Source organism: Synechococcus sp. MIT S9503 (genome assembly GCF_047304175.1).
Taxonomy (GTDB): Bacteria; Cyanobacteriota; Cyanobacteriia; order PCC-6307; family Cyanobiaceae; genus Synechococcus_C.
In genome coordinates this window covers 1,724,857-1,745,288 of the sequence record NZ_CP138955.1, presented here as the reverse complement: position 1 = coordinate 1,745,288, position 20,432 = coordinate 1,724,857, and the positions used below count along the sequence as shown (strand labels likewise).

Here is a 20,432-nt window from a genome sequence, read left to right as displayed (position 1 = left end):
TCATTCCGGTCGTTGTTTCGGTGGATCCTTGATCAGCTCCGGCAGCAGCTGGATAATCCCGTCCGCAACGACATCTGCTGTTTCTGTGCCAATCACCACCGTTAGATCCGCTTCGTTGTAGAGAGGGCGACGCCGACTGAGGATCTCATCGACTGCCTCGCCGGGGTCGTTCATCTGCAGAAGCGGGCGCTGTGTGGAATCCTTCTGAAGCCTCAGCAGCAGCTGATCGCGTTCGACATCAAGCCAGATCACGATGCCCTGGTGCATCATTCCCCAGTTTTCCGATCGGGTGACGATCCCTCCTCCGGTGGCAACAACAAGGGAATGTCGTTCGCTGATCGACCTCAGCACCTGCGTTTCCAGGTCGCGGAAGTGGTCCTCGCCGTCACGTTCGAAGATCTCGGAGATGTTTGACCCTGTCACCTGTTCGATCACCGCATCGGCATCAACGAATCCGTATCCCAGCCTCTCGGCCAGTGGTCTGCCGGTGCTGCTTTTGCCGCTGCCCATCATCCCGATTAAGTAGAGGCTGCGCCCTCCCAGACGCTGCCGCAGTGATGGAGTGGTCTCCGCCATGACTCGGAATTGCTGCTAGCTCATTAGGATGCCTTCTGGCGGGACAGTCACATGACTGAAATGAAGTCAACTGCACGTCATGGTCGAGGTCGTCGCTGCGTGATCACGCGCCGGGCTTGCTTCAGTGCCAGTCACAGATACTGGCTGCCTGAACTCTCGGCCGATGACAATGCCGCTCGCTTCGGGCCATGTGCCCTGGCTCCCGGTCATGGTCATAACTACGAGCTGATTGTCTCGATGGCCGGTGGCCTTGACTCCTATGGCATGGTTCTCAACCTCTCCGAGGTGAAGCACGCCATCCGCAGCGAAGTGACAGGTCAGCTCGACTTTCGTTTCCTCAACGATGCCTGGCCGGAATTCGATGTATCGAAGCCGGAGGGCTGCCTGCCCACTACGGAAGCCATCGTTCGTCAGATCTGGACACGTCTGAGTCCGCATCTGCCGATCACGGCTCTACGTCTCTACGAACAACCAGGCCTCTGGGCCGACTATCTCGGACATCCCATGGACGCCTTCCTCACGATCCGCACTCACTTCGCCGCTGCTCACCGTCTGGCAAGACCGGAGCTGAGTCAGGAGGAAAACGAGCGCATCTACGGCAAGTGTGCCCGTCCCAATGGCCATGGTCACAACTATCTGGTGGACGTCACAGTGCGAGGGCCAATCGATCCTCGTTCGGGAATGGTCTGCGACCTCTCCGCGCTGCAGCGACTCGTTGACGATCTCGTGGTGGAACCTTTTGACCACACATTCCTGAACAAGGATGTGCCCTTCTTCGCCGAATGCGTTCCCACCGCAGAAAATATTGCGCTGCACATCGCCGACCGTCTGTCGTCTCCGATCAAGGCCATTGGCGCCCATCTGCACAAAGTGCGTCTGCAGGAAAGCCCCAACAATGCTGCGGAAGTTTATGCAGAGGTGCCTCAGCTTGAGATGATCCCATCCACGCTTGAGGCGGCGGTTCCTGTCTGAACCCTCCTGCTTGTCGCAAAAAACAGTCGTTCGTCTGGTTCTTGCCGTCAGTCTCGATGGTCGCCTCGCCCCACCGGAGGGTGGAGTCGCTCAGCTCGGTGGATCCGGTGATCGCCGTGTTCTTGAGGAGGCACTCGCCTGGAGTGATGCTGCGTTGATCGGCGCTGGCACGCTCAGAGCCCATCGCAGCAGTTGTCTGATCCGTGACCGGGATCTCCTCCAGGAGCGTATTCGCGCAGGGCGCACGGCACAGCCCGCAGCACTGGTTGTCAGTCGACAAGGGAAGTTCCCTTTGAACTGGCCCTTCTTTGAACAACCTTTCGATCGCTATCTACTGTCTGAAAGCGTTGTCTCGGCCCCAGGCTTTCGCAGCAGCTTCCATCTGCATTCTCGCTGGAGCGACACCCTGAAGGCTCTTGCGTCTCAGGGCTGGTTCAAGTTGGCCCTGCTTGGCGGTGCTGTTCTCTCACACTCACTGCTGGCTCAGGATGCGGTTGATGAGCTGCAGCTGACCCTGAGTCCCAGGCTGCTGGGTGGACCCTTCAACTGGTTGTTGCAGTCGGGGACTGCACTTCCGGAGGCACTGGCCTCACCGCAGGCCTGGAGCCTGCAGGAGACCCGTTCTCTCGGAGGCAATGAACTGCTGGTGCGTTACCACCGCAATCGCTCCATGAGTTGCTGAAGAGGGATTGTGTTCAGGCTGGAGCGAGGGAGTCCGGTCAAGGATGCCGCGCACCGCTGAATCACCGCACCTGCGTCGTCGCCGACTCTGCCTTCAAGCAGTTCCGTCAGCACGCCAAGCTCCCGCCCACTGCGGCTGGTCTCTCTGATCAGGCAATGACTCACGGGTCTTGCGATTGTCTGGCAGGGCTGTTCCACCGCACGCTTCAACAATCTCCCGGGAGCGATGTCAGGTGCAAAGTCATCAAGAGTCTGTTCGGCCAGCTGAAGGCATTCGCTGATCAGGCGGCGTTCAATTTTCGGCTGCAAAAGCTGGATCAGAGGCTGCAACAGTCCTGCCCTGGCGCTCAGGTCGATGGCTGTGAATTCAATCAGCAGAGATGGGATCAACAGACCCGAGACCCATTTCAGGTTTTGCAGAGACCATCGGGTCATGTCCTCAGCTAAAACAATTTCATTGTCTCCCGTTGTTGTTTCGCTGGTTAGCGTCTTTGTCGAGGTGGTTTAAACAGCCCTGAATGGCTTCACTCACGGCTCGTTGGCATCGCAGCATCCATGAGATTCCCCAAAGCCAATGGGAGAGACTGCTGGCTGATGAGGAAAGTCCTTTCTATCGCTGGAACTGGCTTGCCGCTCTGGAGAGCTCCGGCAGTGTGGCGCCTGATCAGGGCTGGCAACCACTTCACCTGTCGCTCTGGAGGGACGAAGACAGACTGATCGCTGTCGCCCCGCTCTATCTCAAGGGTCACAGCTACGGCGAATTCATCTTCGATCAGTCCTTCGCCCGTCTGGCTGGGGATCTGGGCCTGCGCTACTACCCGAAGCTGATCGGGATGAGTCCTGTCAGCCCTGTCCAGGGCTATCGCTTTCACGTTCATCCTGATGAGGATGGGCAGGAGCTCACGGCCATGATGCTTCGGCTGATCGATGACTTTGCAGCGCGCAACAACATCCTCAGCTGCAACTTTCTGTATGTGGATCCCGAATGGCAGCGCCTGGCGGAGGCTGCGGGTTGTGCTGGCTGGGTGAATCACCAGAGTCTCTGGTCAGCCGATGACCAGAGGGATTTTTCCGACTACCTCGCCGGTTTCAATGCCAATCAGAGGCGCAACATCAAGCGGGAACGCAAAGCCGTCAGCAAGGCGGGTCTGCAGGTGACGCCGCTCACCGGACAAACCCTCACTCCTGAGTTGCTGGCGCGGATGCATAGCTTCTATGAGCAGCACTGCGCTCGCTGGGGGCCATGGGGCAGCAAATATCTTCAGGCCTCCTTTTTTGATCAGCTGGTCGATCCCGACCTTGCCAGGCATGTTGTCTTGTTCAGTGCCCACCGAGGGGATCCCGCCCAGCCTGTTGCGATGTCGCTCTGCGTTCAGGATGATTCCCATCTCTGGGGCCGCTACTGGGGTAGTGATGAAGAGATCGACTGCCTTCATTTCGAGGTCTGTTACTACGCACCGATTGAGTGGGCGCTTCATCAGGGACTAAAGAGCTTTGATCCCGGGGCCGGTGGAAGCCACAAGCGCAGACGTGGTTTTGTGGCTCAGCCACGCACAAGCCTGCATCGGTGGTACGACCAGCGCATGGATGGGTTGATCCGTTCCTGGCTGCCGAGGGCGAACGCTCTGATGGAGGACGAGATTGAAGCCATCAATGCCGAGCTTCCTTTCCGTGAGCAGCCTCCTGAATTGATGGTCTGAGTCGATCATTTGTAAGGTGTGGCTATGGCAGAAGGCACCTCTTCTCTTGATGATCAGCTTTCACAGCGCTTCATCGACCTTGATCCCTCGGGGTACTTCCTGATCAAGCTGGATGCCGAGGCTGGTGAGCTCATCGCCGAGCACTACAGCAATGATGTCGATGATCGAGGTCGAGCCACCGACCCGGACACCGGGGAAGTTCTCTCCTGCCGCGGTGGAGGCCCGCGTCAGCCGAACACAAGGTTTCGTGGCAGAACTGCCAAAGAACTGGGCATCGCACTGACCGAGAAGGGCGACTCACTGCCTTTGAGTCGCCTTGACCATGCCATGTATCTCGGCAGAGAGCTGCAGAAGGCCGAAGACTGTCTAAAAGCGGGACGCCCCTACAGACAGGACTGAGTCAGTTCAGGCAGTTTGCAGTTCGAGTGGTGTGCTGGGCTCTTCAGGCGGCAGGCATTCCAGCTGTTCGCGGATTTCGCGTTGAACGATGGCGCGGTACTCGAGGAAGTGCTCGTTGTGGGCCAACACAACCAGGAACTGTTCCAGCATGGCTGGATTGCGGCGAGCCATGCTGAACATGTAGCGCCAGAAGCGACTGCGGGTGTCGCGTTTGATCCCCTGCCTCCAGACCACGATCGACAAAGCCCTGATGTCGGTCCAGGTGGGTAACTTGCCTTTGCCCTTCCAACGGGGAGCTCCCATCTTCAGGTAGTAGGAGTAGACCCGATCCATGTAGGCGTTCGGTTCGTAGAGAGCACAGAAGGCTTCCACATATTCGTTGGCGATGTCGCGGATCGGCCGTGTGGGTTTGAAATTGAGCAGGTTGGTCTGGTTGACGCCCTTGGCAGCTGATTCGTCCTGAATCAGGCGACCTTCCTTCTCCAGCCGATGCCAGAGAGCGGTGTTTGGCAGGGCCTGAAGCATGCCCATCATCGCGGCTGGAATACCTGTTCTGGTTACGAAATCGACGATGCGTCGGCCGGCACCATCCTTTTCACCGTCAAAGCCGATGATGAAACCAGCCATCACACGAATGCCGTTTGCGGTGATGCGGTCGACGGCCGCATCCAGAGGGTTGCGGGTGTTCTGGAGTTTTCGGGAGGTTTCGAGACTGGCTTCATCCGGAGTTTCGATGCCGAGAAAGACACTCTCGAAGCGCGCCTCATGCATCATGCGCATCATCTCTTCATCATCGGCCAGATCCACTGATGCCTCAGTCGCGAAGCTGAAGGGGTAGCCACGCTCTTCCTGAAACTGTCTGATCTGGGGAAGCAGCTGCTTGGCGTTGCGCTTGTTGCCGATGAAGTTGTCATCGACCAGGAAAATCGATCGCCTCCAGCCGAGGTCATGCAGATACTGGAGCTCCGCGATCAGCTGCTCCGGTTTTTTCGTGCGTGGCTTGCGTCCGTAGAGAACGATGATGTCGCAGAACTCGCAGTTGAACGGGCACCCTCTCGAGAACTGAACGCTCATCGAGTCGTAGGCCTCGAGCTGCAGCAGATCAAAGCGTGGGATGGGAGTGGCGGTCACATCAGGTTTGTCTCCTTCCGCACTGAAACGTCCACCACTGTCACCTCGCTGGATCGCTTCGATGAACATCGGCAGGGTGATTTCACCCTCATCGAGCACCTTGAAGTCGGCCTGGGCGATTTCTGGGGCATCGGGTGTGGAACTGGCGTAGGGACCGCCCACAGCAACAGGGAGTCCACGCCGTTTGGCTTCGGCGATCTGAATCTGCATATCGTCCTTCTGGACGATCATTCCCGAGATCACGACCAGCTCGGCCCAGTTCCATTCGTCTTCGGTGATCTCCCGCACGTTGCGGTCGACAAGCTTCATCTCCCACTCCTGGGGCAGGAGTGCTGCCACAGTGACCAGCCCCAGCGGGGGGAGCAGCACCTTGCGATTCACCAGCTCCAGAATCTTCTCGTAGCTCCAGAAGGTCTTCGGGAAGAGGGGGTAGATAAATAAGGTGCGCATGATCCGGAGCGTGAAGGTGGTCTGTCTGTTACTTGCGGTCGACCCTGCGGACAGAACCTTCCGTTTCCATTTGATTTCGTTGTGCAGAAGCTTAAGGGGGATCCGCTGATTCGAGCCCTGATTTCTGATCTAATAGGTGCTGCAATCTGTGACAGGCATGGGAGTCCTCATTTATGTGGGTCTGGTAGGAGCCGGGCTCACCACCGCTGTGACGATCAGTTTTGTTCTGCGCCGAATCAAACTGATCTGACCTCCTTCAGTACTGAGCCACCGCGGCGCCAGATCTCGAGCAGTGCCAGCGCAACGCCGAGAGTTCCGCTGATCGCGAAGGTGGTATGGAGCCCCATGGTGTCTGTCAGAGTTGCCGCAATCAGGCCACTGATGCCGCCGCCGCCGAGAAAGGCGATCTGCCCCAGTCCGGCCATGCGCCCTCGCAATACTTGAGTTGAGCCAACCTGCGTAATGAGATTGCTGCTGCTCAGCAGTCCCGCAGTTCCGGCTCCGATCAGAAGCGTCATCATCAGCACAAAGGGCACGCCGCCGCCGTAGGCCATCCCAAGCTGAGCTACGGCCGTGACCAGCGCAAAGCCGGCCAGGGTCAGAGAAGGTCTTTGGCAGAACCGATGACTGTTGCGTTGCAGCAGCAGCCCACCGGAAATGCTGCCAAGGGCCAGAACGCTGGTGAAAACGGCAAGATCCATGGGGGCATCACCCAGCTCGCTGGCAGCGATGAAGGGGCCTAGTCCTGGGTGGAAGAAGCCCACCACGCACATCATTCCGGTGAACATCAGCACGTTCCTCAGAGTGCTGCCGCATTCACGCCAGGCCACTCGCAGCGAGGCCTGCTCGCCGGCAGCGCTGCGCTGTTCCAGTTCCGTTCTCGGATGCAGCAGCCAGATCACACTGGCGATTGGCAAGAGGTACGTGGCGGCATCCAGCGTGAGTGCCATGGACGGCTCGGTCAGTGTGATGAGCCACCCCCCCAGTAGAGGTCCAATCAGCTTTCCGACGTTGAAGACCACTGAGAAACTTGTCAGGAAAGGCGCCAGCTCGGAGTTGTCGTCCACCAGCAGAGCGCAGTACTTGTTGCGTGCCGTGAGTTCATAGGCGCCGGCGATGCCCACCAGCAGGGTGCTGGCGAGCAGCATCACCACCTGGGCCTGCCCCTGGAACAAGGGGATCGAGAGAGCCCCCAGCAGACCCGCCCCTAACAGGGCCCACTGAGCCTGGATCAAAACCCGCTCACAGCCAATTCGATCGGTGCGCACACCAGCTGGACCGCTCACCAAGATGGTTGGGAGTGAAAGTGCGGCGAAATGCAGAGCCAGCACCATTGGTTCGTTGGTTTCGTCCATCAGGATCCAGCCCTTGGCGGTGAGCCCTGCAAAAGATCCCGCAGTGCTCAGGCCGGAGGCGATCAGGAAGATGAGACGTTGGCGTCCATGCCGTCCGTGACTGCTCACAGGCTGGTGCGAGCTGAGGCCACCATTTCGGTTGCACCCACAATTTCTCCTGTCAGGTCATAGATATCGGCACCGGTGATTCTGACCGGAATCATCGTGCCCGGCCCCGCCTGCATTCCATCGGCTCGTGGCTGCACCTGAACTTCGCCATCCACCTCGGGCGAGAAGCGGGCACAGCGGCCGACCATGGCACCCGTGCTCGGGTTGTGTTGCTCGATCAGCACATCCACGGTGCGCCCCACCCAGCGGGTGTTCGCCTCAGTTGAGATCGGTTGCTGCAGGGTCATCAGGCGATCCTTTCTGGCGGTTGCAATGTCGGCTGGAACAGGGTCGGGGAGTTTGGCGGCGGCGGTTCCCTCCTCAGGGGAGAACGTGAACACTCCCACATGATCGAATCGCTGGCTTTCCAGGAATCCCGCCAGGTGTTCGAACTGCTCTTCCGTTTCGCCGGGAAAGCCCACGATCAGCGTTGTGCGCATCACGGCATCCGGCAGCTGTTCCCGCAACTGGTTCATCAGACGTTCGTTGACATTCGCCTGCCAGGGACGGTTCATCGCCCGCAGCACTTTGGGGTGGCTGTGCTGGAGAGGCAGGTCGAGATAGGGAAGAACATTGGCGACATCCCGGTAAGCGGAAATCACCTCGGGGGTCAGGCCTGTGGGGTAAGCGTAATGAACACGGATCCAGGGAATCTCCACTTCACCGAGGGCTCTCAGAAGATCCGCAAGGCGTGGGCGGCCATAGATGTCCAGACCGTAATTGGTGGTGATCTGGCTGATCAGGATCAGTTCCTTCACTCCCTGCTCAGCCAGTTGATGGGCTTCTGCAACGATTGATTCAATCGTTCTTGATCGCTGGTTGCCACGTAGGCGCGGAATGATGCAGAAGGCGCAGCGATAGTCGCAGCCTTCGGCCACTTTCAGATAGGCAACCGCTTCCCCGGTGGTGCGGTACCTGGGCAGTGTTTCGTCACCGACAAAAGTTGGGTTCTTGCTGACCCGGTTGACGCGTTCCCCGGCCTCGACGCGTTCCAGCACCTCCACGATGTGCTGATAGTCGCCGGTTCCCACAATGGCTTTCGCTTCCGGAAGGGAGTCGAGCAGCTCCTCCTGAAAATGCTGTGCCAGGCAGCCGGCGATGATCACTTCCTTGCCCTGCTCCGCCAGTCCCACCAGTGTGCGAACGGATTCCTCACGCGCTTCCTGAATGAAGCTGCAGGTGTTCACCACCACCACGTTGGCGTCACTTTCGTCACTGCTGACGCCATAGCCCGCACGTGTCAGCAGTCCGAGCATGTGTTCGGTGTCGACCCGGTTCTTTTCGCATCCCAGATGGGCGAAAGCGACCGTCGGTCTCTTGGCTGATTGTGTGCTGGCCATGCCGCGGCCGGGAGGGTGGTCCGGGGACATGGGTACAACAGATCAATCAATCACCATAAATCTCGTGATGAAGCCTGCCTAAATTTCAATCAACTGTTCCGTGCGCATGGGCACCACCCGACTCACCAGCCGACGTCGTCAGGACCAGGGCTTCAAATGGGCGCGCATCAGCATGGCGGTGCTGGCGACCGTCGGAGTGATCGACACCGGTTCGATCACGCTCAAGCGCTGGGGGCTGCTCGGTGATCTCGCCTGCCCGATCGGTGGTGATGGCTGCGACAAGGTGCTCAGCAGTCCCTGGGGCACGCTTTTTCAGTCCGATGCCCTGAGCATCCCGTTGTCCTTTGCCGGTCTGCTGGCTTATCTGGCGGTTCTGGTGATGGCCCTCGTGCCGCTCCTTCCGGGGTTGTCGGAGAACCGCAGCGATCTGTCCAGGCGCACCTGGTGGGGGCTGTTCACGGTTTCCCTGGGGATGGCTGTCTTCAGCATGGTGCTGCTGGGTCTGATGGTCTTCAAGATTCAGGCCTTCTGTTTCTTCTGTGTGCTGTCTGCGGTGCTGTCGGTGTTGCTGCTGATCCTCGCGGTGGTCGGCGGTGGCTGGGATGACCCCTCTCAGCTGTTCTTCCGCGGCATTCTTCTTGCTCTGGCAGTGTTGCTGGGCAGCCTGATTTGGGCATCGGTTCTTGACCCTGATCGGCCAGAGGCGGCTCTGACCGGCCCCGGTGCACCACCTCTTGTCACCACCGAGAGCTCTCCTGCAAAGGTGGCTCTTGCAGAACATCTCTCTGCCACAGGCGCAGTCATGTACAGCGCTTACTGGTGCCCTCACTGTCACGAGCAGAAGCAGGACTTCGGTCTGGAGGCGGCCAACAAGCTCGCCATCGTCGAGTGCGCTGCGGATGGGCAGAACAGTCAACGTTCCTTGTGCGAAAGCAAGCGGATCGAAGGTTTCCCTACCTGGGAGATCAACGGCAAACTTGATTCAGGTGTCAAGGATCTGAAGACTCTTGCAGGCCTGTCCGGTTTCAAAGGGAACACCGATTTCTGAGCCCTTCAGGTCACTCTCTGCTCAGTCAGTGACCTGGCGCGTGTGGATTCTCTGGCCTCTGAGCTGTCTGCTGTGACGGCGCCACTGGGGAAGTGAACAGGGGGCATCGCCGCGGAAATGCCCCCCACGGCTCTCGGCCCTGAACAGACAGGCTTCCAGAAGCAGAGCACTGGTCCGTTGGCGATGGATGAGATCCAGCAGCAGATTGAGTTCCTGACGGCTGGGTTCCTCCAGCTCAAGCAATTGTGTTCGGGGCTGGTGATCGACCATGCGTAACAGTTCCTCCTGTTCAAGAGGATTGATCGCTGTTTTCGTCTGAGTGAGCAGTCTTTGCATGCCAGACGTGGAGCGATTGACACCGGCCACGTCCCAGCACTGCTGACTCAGACGGCTAATGCTGTGCATGAGCTGGTCAATGCTCGCGTTGCTGCGGGTGTTGCTCCTGCTGGTTCTGACGCTCTCTTCACAACCTGTCCAGTGCTTTTTGTCGTCCGCGGTCGCTGCCGGCAGCTCGATTTTTCCCAGCTGTCGAGCGAAGACCAGGCATTCCATCAGAGAGTTGCTGGCAAGACGATTGGCTCCATGCAGTCCTGTGCAGGCAACCTCCCCGACGGCATAAAGTCCCGGCAGTGAGGTGGCGGCATGGAGGTCCGTGGCAACTCCTCCCATCCAGTAGTGGGCTGCCGGTGCGACTGGGATCGGTTGCTCAAGGGGGTTGAGACCGTGACTGCGGCATCGTTCCAGGATGGTTGGAAAGCGCTGCTCGGCCTGATCTCGGGGGATCTTCGAGAGGTCAAGGCCAATGTGGTCTATGCCCTGCAGGCGCATGCTTTGCAGCAGCGCTCGGCTCACCTGATCTCGAGGTGCAAGATCAGCTCCGGGCAGGTCTGCGACAGGGCTCTTGCCGGCAGCATCCACCAATCGTCCCCCTTCGCCTCGTACAGCCTCGGAGATCAGAAAGCAGGGGGCTCCTGACAGCTTCAGTGCCGTGGGATGGAACTGGACAAATTCGAGATCCTCGACCGCCGCCCCTGCCATCCAGGCCAGGGCTATTCCCTCTCCTGCCGCTTGAGCTGGATTGGTGGTGTTTGTGTAGAGATGGCCCCCGCCTCCTGTGGCCAGTACCACCGCTCTGGAACGGATCCATTGCAGCCTGCATCCATCAAGAACCTGCACACCGCAGCATCGCCCGTCCTCCACCCAGAGCTGGCTGACGCGAACACCACGCCTGTGCAGCAATCCAGGTCTTTGCTCGGCATGTTGCCGGAGCACATCGACCAGGGCATGGCCGGTTCTGTCCTGGACATGCAGCACTCGGTGATGGCTATGGGCTGCTTCGAGTGTTGTTGCCAGGCTTCCATCGCTGTTTCGATCGAAATCCATCCCCAGCGCGAGCAGTCTGTCGACGCATTCAGGTGCCTGGTCCACAAGCAGACGGACGGAATCACCGTCACAGAGGCCTGCGCCCGCCTTGATGGTGTCCCTGGCATGGCTTTCACTGTTGTCTTCGCGGCGTGTCACGGAGGCGATCCCGCCTTGCGCCCATCGGCTCGATGAGCGTCGGCTTGTGTTGCGATTGACCAGCAGAACCTTCATTTCTGCAGGCAGTTCGAGGCAGGTCATCAGGCCTGCAGCTCCTGCACCAATCACCACAACGTCCCATGGACCTGCAGGAATCGGTTCGCTGCCTTGGTCGGAGGGTTTCATCGAAGCACCAAAAAAACCGCCGGGGCCAGCGGCGGTTTTAGCGCAGTCCAGTCAAAGGCGACCTTCTTTCTCAGAGAGTCACCTCAGCGGTATTGCCCATCATTGATTCGATCGAAGCCTTCGTTCAGAGCAATCGAAGGCTCCGTCACCATGAAATTATCGCGATATTTCTCGAAGAGTTCCTTCTGACGATCAGTGAGATCGAGAGCAAGAACGTCTTCAACGCTCTCGTATGGCCCACCCAGCACAATCTTGCCGGCAAGGGTTGGGTACATGCCAGGGAATTGCTGAAAACGACGCACGGAGGAGTTGTTGAGATCCACCTTTTCGCCGCGCTCAGCGATCTTGTCGTCGGCCACATTGCGGATGTCAGCAGCTTGAACGCTCGCAGGTAGTAACAAGCCCATCAGCAGGCCTGCCATCACAAGAATGCCTGTCAGCCAGGACAGCAGACGCTTCATGGAACTCTCCGTCTTGAGGATCGGAACGGGATGATTACCGGCGATGCCGGTTTGCAAACGATACAAGTGCCGTTGCCTCAAACCATTGGGATGCTCAGCAGTTATTTGCAGTTCGTTTCAGACCAGTCCACTCATCTCCGGAGCGAGCAATGAAAGAGAAAGAAACAAGCCATCGATCAGAAGTGTTGTGAACAGCACCGCTGCGGCGACACTCCAGGCTTTGTCAGCAGGAGCTGTCAGGTTGCTGCGGCGTCGGCAGTACTGAACAAGCTGAAGTATGACGACACCCATCGATCCCACCATCAGCAGTGAGCTTGGTTTGAGCACAAAGGCTGCTGCGTCCTGAAGCAAAATTGAGGCTTCTCCAGGCGACGCTGCAATCACCGCAGGCCAAAGGGTCATCACTCCGGTGAGTGCCATGGCCAGATCCGTGAAGGCCGTTCCCAGGAGTGAGGCGAGATAAAAGGCACATCCGAGACGCCAGCGCGTCTGCAGGCCTGTAACCGCCAGAGGCAATGCGAAGGCCTCCACAGGAACATGCAGCAGTGGATGACTTGCTAACCATCCCCAGAAGAGGCTGCCGGCCAACCAGCTGCCGCTGAATCCGACCAGCAGTGCCCCGAAGTCCTGTCCTCTTCTGGGTGCGATCGCATTGGTGATCACTCCCACACCCAGGAGCACTAGGCCGAACAGGCAGGAGGTGAACGGCTGAATGCGAACCCAGGGAGCCTGTACGAAAACCGGCAGCACGACAAGTGCCGATGCCCAGAAGGGCAGACTGAAACGTCCCAGGGCGAACGGCTGGACCGGCTCAGCGAAGACTTGGTTGCGTATCAACCCACTGAACAACGATCCAACCCCGCCCAAATTCGAAGAAAGGACTGAAACATTAGAAGATTTGCGCCTGGTTGAGGGCTTTTGTGAGGTCGCTGATGTCATTGGACGTTGGATCCAGCGATAGCGTCCTGGAACCTCCGTTCAGGAAGTCAGAAGTGTCGGATCCCGGGCTTTTCGAGGCCATCTGGCGAAATGTCGTGTTGGGTGTTGTGCAGGGACTAACTGAGTTTCTGCCCATCAGCAGCACAGCCCATCTGAAGGTGGTGCCCGCTCTCGCCGGTTGGGAGGACCCCGGAGTGTCAGCCACCGCTGTGATCCAGCTGGGAAGCATCGTTGCGGTCATCGGCTACTTCCGCGACGACCTCATGGGGGTTTGGAGGGGAATCAGCGGTGCTCTCAGGAGAGGTCAGTGGCGAGAACCCGAGGCGCGTCTGGGGATCGCAATGGCCATCGGCACGGCGCCGATCCTCATGGTGGGGCTTGGGATCAAACTGTTCTGGCCGGGTTACGAGACATCTCCGCTGCGCAGCGAACCGGTGATTGCGGTTGTGTCGATCGTGATGGCGCTGCTTCTGGCCTTGGCCGAGCAGCTGGGCCCGCGTCTCAAACGGCTTGATCAGGTTCAGGGCCGTGATGGTCTTGTGGTCGGTCTCGCTCAGGTGCTCGCTCTGATTCCAGGAGTTTCCCGGTCTGGAAGCACGCTCACCGCATCGTTGTTCGACGGTTGGAAGCGACCGGATGCGGCTCGCTTCTCCTTTCTGCTGGGTATTCCAGCCATCACCTTGGCAGGGCTCTTGCAACTGAAAGACGCCTTCAGCCAGCCCAGCCCCGGAGGAGCGCTTCCGCTGTTGATTGGAATTCTTTCCGCGGCAGTGGTCTCCTGGCTGGCGATCGACTGGCTGCTGAAGTATCTGCAACGCCATAGCACCTGGATTTTTGTGATCTACCGACTCCTGTTTGGCGTATCGCTGCTGGTTTGGTGGTCAGGCGCAGGCTCAAACTGATAACAGTCGCCTGCTCGCTGTGTGGAATGAGCCCTCTGCAGGGGTTGCTGTCACGGCTCTGGACCCCGCGAGTTCTTCTCGACAGCCAGAGCCTGCGGTGGTGGCTTCCGTGGAGGCAGGTTCAATCGGAGAGGAACTGGGATTCGAGCCCGGGGATCAACTGCTGAGCATCAATGGTGTGCGTCCTCGCGATCTCATCGATTACAGATATCTCATCGTTGATGAAGAGCTGACTCTCGAAGTTCGTGACAGCGCTGGTCAGCTGCATTGCGTGGAGCTGGAAAAAGATGCCGATGACGGACTTGGTCTTGCTTTCACGGAAGCTCTGTTTGATGGTCTTCGCCAGTGCACCAACCGCTGCCCCTTCTGTTTCATTGATCAGCAGCCACCCGGTCACCGCGACAGTCTTTACCTCAAGGATGATGACTATCGACTCAGTTTTCTCTACGGCTCCTATCTCACACTCACCAACCTCAGTGATGCCGACTGGGAGCGGATTGAGCAGCAACGGCTGACACCGCTGTTCGTCTCGGTTCATGCGACCGATCCTGATCTGCGATCAACTCTTCTGGAGAATCCAAAAGCAGGAAGGCTGATGGAGCAGCTGAAGTGGTTCGCTCAAAGGGATCTCCAGATCCATGCGCAGGTCGTGGTGTGTCCAGGACTCAACGATGGCGACGCACTGCTGAACACTCTTCGGGATCTTGCCGGATTCACAGGTGTTGAGTGGCCTGCTGTGCTGTCAGCTGCTGTTGTACCCGTGGGCCTGACGCGTTTCCGACCTCCTGGTGATGGATTGCGAGCGGTCACTCCTGAGGATGCTGAGCGGGTGATTGATGCGGTTGAACCACTCCAGAGTGAGTTTCAGGCGCGCTTCGGCAGTCGATTTGTCTGGTTGTCGGATGAGTGGTACCTGATCGCCGGACGTGCATTGCCACCTCGCGGCAGCTACGAGGATCTCCCTCAACAGGAAAATGGTGTCGGAACAATTCGTGCATTTCTTGAAGCGCTTGACGATGCCACGGCTTCACTTCCGCAAAGTGTTGATCGGCCGATCTGCAGCAGCTGGGTTGTGGGCCGTCTCGTGGACAGGGCTCTGGAGACTGTGACCGAGCGCCTCAACCGGATCGGCGGCGTCACTCTTGAGATGCATGGTCTTCCCAGTCCTTACTGGGGGCAGGATCAGGTGGTCACAGGCCTGCTCACCGGTCAGGATCTGCTGGATGGTCTCAAGGATCAGGACCTGGGTGATCAGTTGCTGCTGCCATCAGTGATGTTGCGTCAGGGGCAGCCTGTCTTTCTCGATGACATGACACTCGATCAAGTCCAGGCGCAAATCCCTGTGCCGATCCGAATCGTGCATGGAGCAGCTGACATCGTGGCTGCAGTGCTCGGAGATTCACAAAAAACCACCTAAGCTCCACCAAGCTCAGAATTTGATGTGCGTCGGACCGCTGCAAGCCTCTTACTGATTGCAGGCTTATTGCCCTTTGACGTCGTCGGAACTGTTTTCGCTCAGGATTCAGCGGAAGTCTCTTCAGATGATGGCTCGGCCCTGATCGATCAACAAACCCTGCCCACCGCCACTGAACTAAAAGGACCTAGGCCGCAGGCAGATCCCTCCGTTCTTGCTGCACCTGCAACAACATTGCCCGAGTCGATCGACTCGTTGAGCTCACCTCCCAGCTTGGCTCTGCCCAACAAGCCCGACCAGGTTCGCATCCGTGAGCTGCGACCGATCACTCTTGCTGAAGCTGAACAGCTGGCAGAAGTTAACAATCCAAACCTGAAGGCCGTCGCTCTTCAGGTGCAGCAGGCGAAGTCGAGTTTGCGAGCTTCTATTTCCCGTTGGTACCCCACCCTCGATCTTAGGGCCAATGGTCTTCCGCAATATTTGTCGTCTGAAAATCGTACTTTTGGTTCGGATGCCATCGGATTGCAGAACTCTCTGAACAATTCCCAGCAGGACGCAAGTCAGAGAACGTTGGACAGTCAAAGAACCTCGGATGCTGAGAGAACATCTCAAGTTTCTTCAGCCAACTTTTCTGCGCAGTTGCGGTGGAATTTAATTGATCCAGTACGAGTCCCAGAGATTGCAGCAGCTCGGGATAACTTCGAAAGGGCTCGAGATTCTTATCTTATCGCGTTGAGAGATCTTCGCCTTACAGTTGCCACTGCTTACTTCAATCTCCAGAGGTTCGATGAATCAGTGAATGTTGGTAAACAGTCAGTGGTTTCATCATTGATCAGCCTCCGAGATGCACGGGCCCGGTATCAAGCCGGTGTTGCCACGAAGTTGGAAGTGCTGGAAGCTGAAACTCAGCTTGCCCGTGACCAGGATATTTTGACCACTAATCTGAGTGAGCAAGACAAAGCTCGTCGTGACTTAGCAAAAATTACTGATATCCCGCAGGATGTCACCCCGACTGCAGCCTCACCTTCAAGAATCATTGGTTCATGGAATCCATCCTTGCAGGAAAGTATTATTGCCGCTTACGCATTCCGCGAAGAACTTGATCAGTTCATCCTCGATATATCAATAAATAACAGCAACGCCAACGCTGCTCTAGCTGGTGTACAGCCAGTTCTTAGCATTTTCAATAATTTCAATACTCAGCGTTTTGATAGACAGCAACTTCAAAATTCAATCAACAGAGATTCAAACGGTTGGAGTGTCGACAATACTGTGGGACTTTCAGCAAGTTGGAATATTTTTGATGGTGGCCGAGCTCGTGCTGAGTATCGGAAGAGCAAGCAGCGAGCTGAAGAGAGTGCTTATAAATTCGCTAATGAGCGTGGAGCAATCCGTTTTCAGGTTGAGGAGGGCTTTTACAACCTTCGCGCCAACCAGCAGAAAATTCGCACTACTTCCCGTGAAATTCTTTCCCAAAGGGAAGCTTTACGTCTTGCACGACTTCGATTTCAGGCAGGCGTGACCACTCAAAGAGAAGTAGTCGAGAACCAAAGAGATCTGACACGTGCCCAGCTTCGTTATGTCACGGCAATTGCTGATTACAACATCAGTATTGCCGAATTAAGAAGACGCACGGGACTCGACGAAGTGACCTCCTGTCCCGCTTTGGATTTGCCTGCTGAGAAAGCTCAGCCAGCCCCTTCAGAGGATGTTCTCATTGAGCCTTCTCCAAACATCCCAGCTTGCCAAGCCTCCTTGCTGGGATCTTGATGACGGCGCGACGTTGACTTCAAGTCTTCTCAGCTCACAGCAGTTGCTCGCGGTTCATCAACTGCTCGACAGAGTTGCCGATCGGCAAAGGCAGGACTTTGGCAATATCGTCTCGGATGTCAAGGCCGATGGATCTCTGATCACCTCCTGTGATCGCTGGAGTGATGTTGCGCTGGTGAAAGGCTTGGCTGAGCTGGCCCCTGGAGAGTTCACACTCAGTGAAGAGGGTGAGAAGTGCTGCCCTTCCTCTTCGGCGTACTGGGTTGTTGATCCTCTCGATGGAACCACCAACTTCGCGGCTGGAATTCCCTACTGGGCCATTTCCGTGGCCCGCTTCGTCGATGGTCAGCCGGCTGAGGCTTTCCTGGAGATTCCCTCGCTTCGTCAGAGGATTGTGGCGATCCGTGGTCAAGGTGCCTGGCGTAACGGCAAACGTCTTTCATTGGAGACCCGTCTGCAGGCTGGAAGTGCCTGTGTGTCGCTTTGCAGTCGTGCGATCCGGGTGTTGCAGCGTCGTCACCAGGAGCCTTTCCCGGGAAAAATTCGTTTGCTGGGTGTTGCCAGTCTCAATCTCGTGAGCGTGGCGATGGGGCAGACCGTTGCAGCATTGGAAGCTACGCCCAAGATCTGGGATCTCGCTGCAGCATGGCTGGTTCTGAGCGAACTGAGCTGTTCCGTGCACTGGCTTGATCAGGATCCAGCGGCACTCACGCCCGGGCAGGATCTCAGCGATGTCAGTTTCCCTGTGCTGGCAGCTAGTTCACCGGCTGAGCTCGAGCGACTCAAGCCCTGGGGAGAGTCTTTATTGCTTCGTTGAGTTGCGTTGTGGGTTGATGGTGAGCTATGTTTTTGGACTGCGCGGAAGGCGGAAGCCTGAGGCGCAGCTTCTGAGCATGAAGAGCGCGAGCTTGTAGTGTTTGGGGGTGCTTACGAGGCCGAGAGGGAGAGATCCCACGGTGTTGTAAGTTTCACAAGCGGCCGCGAGGCCGCACGGCCAACCGTTTCTGAGAGGGAACGCGACGGCAGAACCTGGACAATCGAAAAGTTTAGGAACTGACGCTTTCATCGCGTCAGGTTCTGATGATTGAACCGAGAGGTTTGATTGTTGGAGTTTGATGAAAATGCGATGTAAGTGTGAGGTCCCGTCAACAATTTTTTAGTTGCAGAGAAGCAACGTGCTTACAAGGTTGAAAGTTTTCACGAGCTTTTGAGTTTGTCGGTGTGCGCGTTGTGGAGCAACAACCGGATCTGAGATCCTGGAAAGTCACGAAGAAGAGATTCCAAGTGCACTCTTAAGAACCCTTCTGTCAGAGGAAGGTGGTTTTAACTGCGATCAGTGCGCCAGTGCTGAAGAGTGGGTAAAGCAAATCAGGTTGAGGAAATGAAAGTTTCCGAGAGGACTTGATCTACAACGGAGAGTTTGATCCTGGCTCAGGATGAACGCTGGCGGCGTGCTTAACACATGCAAGTCGAACGAACCTTCGGGTTAGTGGCGGACGGGTGAGTAACGCGTGGGAATCTGCCCTCAGGAGGGGGATAACGGCTGGAAACGGCCGCTAATACCCCATATGCCGAGAGGTGAAATGAATTTCGCCTGAGGATGAGCCCGCGTCTGATTAGCTAGTTGGTGAGGTAAGAGCTCACCAAGGCATCGATCAGTAGCTGGTCTGAGAGGATGATCAGCCACACTGGGACTGAGACACGGCCCAGACTCCTACGGGAGGCAGCAGTGGGGAATTTTCCGCAATGGGCGAAAGCCTGACGGAGCAACGCCGCGTGAGGGATGAAGGCCTCTGGGCTGTAAACCTCTTTTCTCAAGGAAGAAGATCTGACGGTACTTGAGGAATAAGCCACGGCTAATTCCGTGCCAGCAGCCGCGGTAATACGGGAGTGGCAAGCGTTATCCGGAATTATTGGGCGTAAAGCGTCCGCAGGCGGCCTTTCAAGTCTGCTGTTAAAACGTGGAGCTTAACTCCATCATGGCAGTGGAAACTGTTGGGCTTGAGTGTGGTAGGGGCAGAGGGAATTCCCGGTGTAGCGGTGAAATGCGTAGATATCGGGAAGAACACCAGTGGCGAAGGCGCTCTGCTGGGCCATAACTGACGCTCATGGACGAAAGCCAGGGGAGCGAAAGGGATTAGATACCCCTGTAGTCCTGGCCGTAAACGATGAACACTAGGTGTCGGGGGAATCGACCCCCTCGGTGTCGTAGCCAACGCGTTAAGTGTTCCGCCTGGGGAGTACGCACGCAAGTGTGAAACTCAAAGGAATTGACGGGGGCCCGCACAAGCGGTGGAGTATGTGGTTTAATTCGATGCAACGCGAAGAACCTTACCAGGGTTTGACATCCTGCGAATCTCTTGGAAACGAGAGAGTGCCCTCGGGAACGCAGTGACAGGTGGTGCATGGCTGTCGTCAGCTCGTGTCGTGAGATGTTGGGTTAAGTCCCGCAACGAGCGCAACCCACGTCTTTAGTTGCCAGCATTCAGTTGGGCACTCTAGAGAGACCGCCGGTGATAAACCGGAGGAAGGTGTGGATGACGTCAAGTCATCATGCCCCTTACATCCTGGGCTACACACGTACTACAATGCTACGGACAAAGAGCAGCAAGTTCGCGAGGACAAGCAAATCTCATAAACCGTGGCTCAGTTCAGATCGTAGGCTGCAACTCGCCTACGTGAAGGAGGAATCGCTAGTAATCGCAGGTCAGCATACTGCGGTGAATACGTTCCCGGGCCTTGTACACACCGCCCGTCACACCATGGAAGTTGGCCACGCCCGAAGCCGTTACTCCAACCCTTGTGGAGGAGGACGTCGAAGGTGGGGCTGATGACTGGGGTGAAGTCGTAACAAGGTAGCCGTACCGGAAGGTGCGGCTGGATCACCTCCTAACAGGGAGACAAACAATGATTTTGATGCCTGAGTACTTAATTCTTAGGCCGAAATCCTGTCACCTTAGGTCGATCGGTACCTCAACTTTGAAATCAAGAATACATAGCAATGTGGATTGCTTGATGGAAATTTTCAGTTCCTAAACTTTGTCTAGGTCACATCCCACAAGGGTTGAGTCTTCCTGGGCCATTAGCTCAGGTGGTTAGAGCGCACCCCTGATAAGGGTGAGGTCCCTGGTTCAAGTCCAGGATGGCCCATTCGGTGTTGGGGGTTTAGCTCAGTTGGTAGAGCGCCTGCTTTGCAAGCAGGATGTCAGGAGTTCGAGTCTCCTAACCTCCACTGATCGAACTCAATCTCCATCTTCTGAATGATGGAAGATGAACTCGAAGGTGATGTGATTTAGATGTGTCCGCTGGCATGATCCCAGCTTCCTGTCATTCCGAAAAAATGTGAGAAATCACAATTTTTGGTTGATAAGATGCTGGGCTCGAACTGAATAATCAGTTTGATGTCTAGCAGAACCTTGACAACTGCATAGGAAAAGTCT

The 20,432-nt window shown here is 56.9% G+C and carries 18 protein-coding genes, 2 tRNA genes and 1 rRNA gene; 13 read left to right on the top strand and 8 right to left on the bottom strand.

The features are described 5' to 3' along the window. Positions 1-576, bottom strand: a complete 576-nt coding sequence (locus SIB56_RS09880; RefSeq protein WP_413323769.1) for a shikimate kinase — start codon at positions 574-576, stop codon at positions 1-3. A 51-nt stretch (positions 577-627) separates the two neighbouring features. Here SIB56_RS09880 and SIB56_RS09875 point away from each other — a divergent pair, with 51 nt between their 5' ends. Together SIB56_RS09875 and SIB56_RS09870 are read left to right on the top strand one after the other, a co-directional pair. After that, positions 628-1,548, top strand: coding sequence for a 6-pyruvoyl trahydropterin synthase family protein (locus SIB56_RS09875; RefSeq protein WP_413323768.1), 921 nt, complete (start codon positions 628-630; stop codon positions 1,546-1,548). A gap of 10 nt (positions 1,549-1,558) precedes the next feature. Continuing rightward, entirely contained in the window at positions 1,559-2,230 is a 672-nt protein-coding gene (locus SIB56_RS09870) for a RibD family protein (RefSeq protein WP_413323767.1), read from the top strand. Here the strand turns inward: SIB56_RS09870 and SIB56_RS09865 are convergent. Next, on the bottom strand, positions 2,200-2,664 hold the full coding sequence (locus SIB56_RS09865) for a hypothetical protein (RefSeq protein WP_413323766.1): 465 nt from the start codon (positions 2,662-2,664) through the stop codon (positions 2,200-2,202). The genes SIB56_RS09870 and SIB56_RS09865 overlap by 31 nt on opposite strands. 83 nt (positions 2,665-2,747) lie before the next feature. Here SIB56_RS09865 and SIB56_RS09860 point away from each other — a divergent pair, with 83 nt between their 5' ends. Then, positions 2,748-3,929 carry a GNAT family N-acetyltransferase gene (locus SIB56_RS09860; RefSeq protein ID WP_413323765.1) on the top strand — a complete coding sequence of 394 codons (1,182 nt, stop codon included), beginning with the start codon at positions 2,748-2,750 and terminating at the stop codon, positions 3,927-3,929. A 24-nt stretch (positions 3,930-3,953) separates the two neighbouring features. After that, positions 3,954-4,328, top strand: a complete 375-nt coding sequence (locus SIB56_RS09855) for a DUF4346 domain-containing protein (RefSeq protein WP_413323764.1) — start codon at positions 3,954-3,956, stop codon at positions 4,326-4,328. A gap of 6 nt (positions 4,329-4,334) precedes the next feature. On the opposite strand, the gene SIB56_RS09850 is transcribed toward SIB56_RS09855, so the two are convergent. Beyond that, a complete protein-coding gene (locus SIB56_RS09850) occupies positions 4,335-5,909 on the bottom strand; it encodes a B12-binding domain-containing radical SAM protein (protein ID WP_413323763.1) in 1,575 nt (524 codons plus the stop codon). Positions 5,910-6,045: 136 nt separating this feature from the next. Between SIB56_RS09850 and SIB56_RS09845 the strand changes: the two genes are divergently transcribed. Beyond that, positions 6,046-6,159 carry a cytochrome b6-f complex subunit 6 gene (locus tag SIB56_RS09845; protein ID WP_066911807.1) on the top strand — a complete coding sequence of 38 codons (114 nt, stop codon included), beginning with the start codon at positions 6,046-6,048 and terminating at the stop codon, positions 6,157-6,159. Here the strand turns inward: SIB56_RS09845 and SIB56_RS09840 are convergent. Continuing rightward, positions 6,146-7,372: an MFS transporter gene (locus tag SIB56_RS09840; protein ID WP_413323762.1), complete on the bottom strand. Its 1,227-nt coding sequence runs from the start codon at positions 7,370-7,372 to the stop codon at positions 6,146-6,148. The two genes, SIB56_RS09845 and SIB56_RS09840, sit on opposite strands and share 14 nt — an antisense overlap. Then, positions 7,369-8,781: a 30S ribosomal protein S12 methylthiotransferase RimO gene (gene rimO / locus SIB56_RS09835; RefSeq protein ID WP_413323761.1), complete on the bottom strand. Its 1,413-nt coding sequence runs from the start codon at positions 8,779-8,781 to the stop codon at positions 7,369-7,371. Before rimO ends, SIB56_RS09840 begins: the two co-directional genes overlap by 4 nt. Before the next feature lie 76 nt (positions 8,782-8,857). Here rimO and SIB56_RS09830 point away from each other — a divergent pair, with 76 nt between their 5' ends. Further along, positions 8,858-9,799: a vitamin K epoxide reductase family protein gene (locus SIB56_RS09830; protein WP_413323760.1), complete on the top strand. Its 942-nt coding sequence runs from the start codon at positions 8,858-8,860 to the stop codon at positions 9,797-9,799. Positions 9,800-9,820: 21 nt separating this feature from the next. Here the strand turns inward: SIB56_RS09830 and nadB are convergent, their stop codons facing one another. From nadB to SIB56_RS09815, 3 genes are all read right to left on the bottom strand, one after another. Beyond that, positions 9,821-11,506, bottom strand: a complete 1,686-nt coding sequence (gene nadB, locus SIB56_RS09825) for an L-aspartate oxidase (RefSeq protein ID WP_413323759.1) — start codon at positions 11,504-11,506, stop codon at positions 9,821-9,823. An 83-nt stretch (positions 11,507-11,589) separates the two neighbouring features. Further along, positions 11,590-11,967, bottom strand: a complete 378-nt coding sequence (psbU, locus tag SIB56_RS09820; protein ID WP_413323758.1) for a photosystem II complex extrinsic protein PsbU — start codon at positions 11,965-11,967, stop codon at positions 11,590-11,592. Between the two features lie 117 nt (positions 11,968-12,084). After that, complete coding sequence (locus tag SIB56_RS09815) at positions 12,085-12,804, bottom strand: DUF3120 domain-containing protein (RefSeq protein WP_413323757.1); 720 nt, start codon at positions 12,802-12,804, stop codon at positions 12,085-12,087. A gap of 95 nt (positions 12,805-12,899) precedes the next feature. On the opposite strand from SIB56_RS09815, the gene SIB56_RS09810 reads away from it, so the two are divergent. The 7 genes from SIB56_RS09810 to SIB56_RS09780 all read left to right on the top strand — a co-directional run bounded on the left by SIB56_RS09810 (position 12,900) and on the right by SIB56_RS09780 (position 20,224). Continuing rightward, a complete protein-coding gene (locus SIB56_RS09810; RefSeq protein WP_413323756.1) occupies positions 12,900-13,808 on the top strand; it encodes an undecaprenyl-diphosphate phosphatase in 909 nt (302 codons plus the stop codon). Between the two features lie 19 nt (positions 13,809-13,827). Next, the gene (locus SIB56_RS09805) at positions 13,828-15,225 is read left to right on the top strand and encodes a TIGR03279 family radical SAM protein (protein WP_413327295.1); all 1,398 of its coding nucleotides are present in this window, start codon (positions 13,828-13,830) and stop codon (positions 15,223-15,225) included. A 66-nt stretch (positions 15,226-15,291) separates the two neighbouring features. Further along, positions 15,292-16,992, top strand: a complete 1,701-nt coding sequence (locus SIB56_RS09800) for a TolC family protein (RefSeq protein ID WP_413323755.1) — start codon at positions 15,292-15,294, stop codon at positions 16,990-16,992. 13 nt (positions 16,993-17,005) lie between these two features. Continuing rightward, positions 17,006-17,809 (top strand): inositol monophosphatase family protein, encoded by an 804-nt coding sequence (locus SIB56_RS09795; protein WP_413323754.1) that lies wholly within the window; start codon positions 17,006-17,008, stop codon positions 17,807-17,809. A gap of 591 nt (positions 17,810-18,400) precedes the next feature. Continuing rightward, positions 18,401-19,885, top strand: a 16S ribosomal RNA gene (locus tag SIB56_RS09790). 183 nt (positions 19,886-20,068) lie between these two features. Further along, a tRNA-Ile gene (locus SIB56_RS09785) sits at positions 20,069-20,142 on the top strand. 9 nt (positions 20,143-20,151) lie between these two features. Then, positions 20,152-20,224 (top strand) — tRNA-Ala (locus tag SIB56_RS09780). The last annotated feature ends 208 nt before the right edge of the window (positions 20,225-20,432 follow it).

Excerpts from the sequence above, each read along its gene's own strand:
- rimO (WP_413323761.1), bottom strand. The coding sequence starts at position 8,781 with ATGTCCCCGGACCACCCTCCCGGCCGCGGCATGGCCAGCACACAATCA.
- SIB56_RS09810 (WP_413323756.1), top strand. The coding sequence starts at position 12,900 with ATGTCATTGGACGTTGGATCCAGCGATAGCGTCCTGGAACCTCCGTTC.
- SIB56_RS09860 (WP_413323765.1), top strand. The coding sequence starts at position 2,748 with ATGGCTTCACTCACGGCTCGTTGGCATCGCAGCATCCATGAGATTCCC.
- SIB56_RS09880 (WP_413323769.1), bottom strand. The coding sequence starts at position 576 with ATGGCGGAGACCACTCCATCACTGCGGCAGCGTCTGGGAGGGCGCAGC.
- SIB56_RS09865 (WP_413323766.1), bottom strand. The coding sequence starts at position 2,664 with ATGACCCGATGGTCTCTGCAAAACCTGAAATGGGTCTCGGGTCTGTTG.
- SIB56_RS09855 (WP_413323764.1), top strand. The coding sequence starts at position 3,954 with ATGGCAGAAGGCACCTCTTCTCTTGATGATCAGCTTTCACAGCGCTTC.
- SIB56_RS09830 (WP_413323760.1), top strand. The coding sequence starts at position 8,858 with ATGGGCACCACCCGACTCACCAGCCGACGTCGTCAGGACCAGGGCTTC.
- SIB56_RS09875 (WP_413323768.1), top strand. The coding sequence starts at position 628 with ATGACTGAAATGAAGTCAACTGCACGTCATGGTCGAGGTCGTCGCTGC.
- nadB (WP_413323759.1), bottom strand. The coding sequence starts at position 11,506 with ATGAAACCCTCCGACCAAGGCAGCGAACCGATTCCTGCAGGTCCATGG.
- SIB56_RS09850 (WP_413323763.1), bottom strand. The coding sequence starts at position 5,909 with ATGCGCACCTTATTTATCTACCCCCTCTTCCCGAAGACCTTCTGGAGC.
- psbU (WP_413323758.1), bottom strand. The coding sequence starts at position 11,967 with ATGAAGCGTCTGCTGTCCTGGCTGACAGGCATTCTTGTGATGGCAGGC.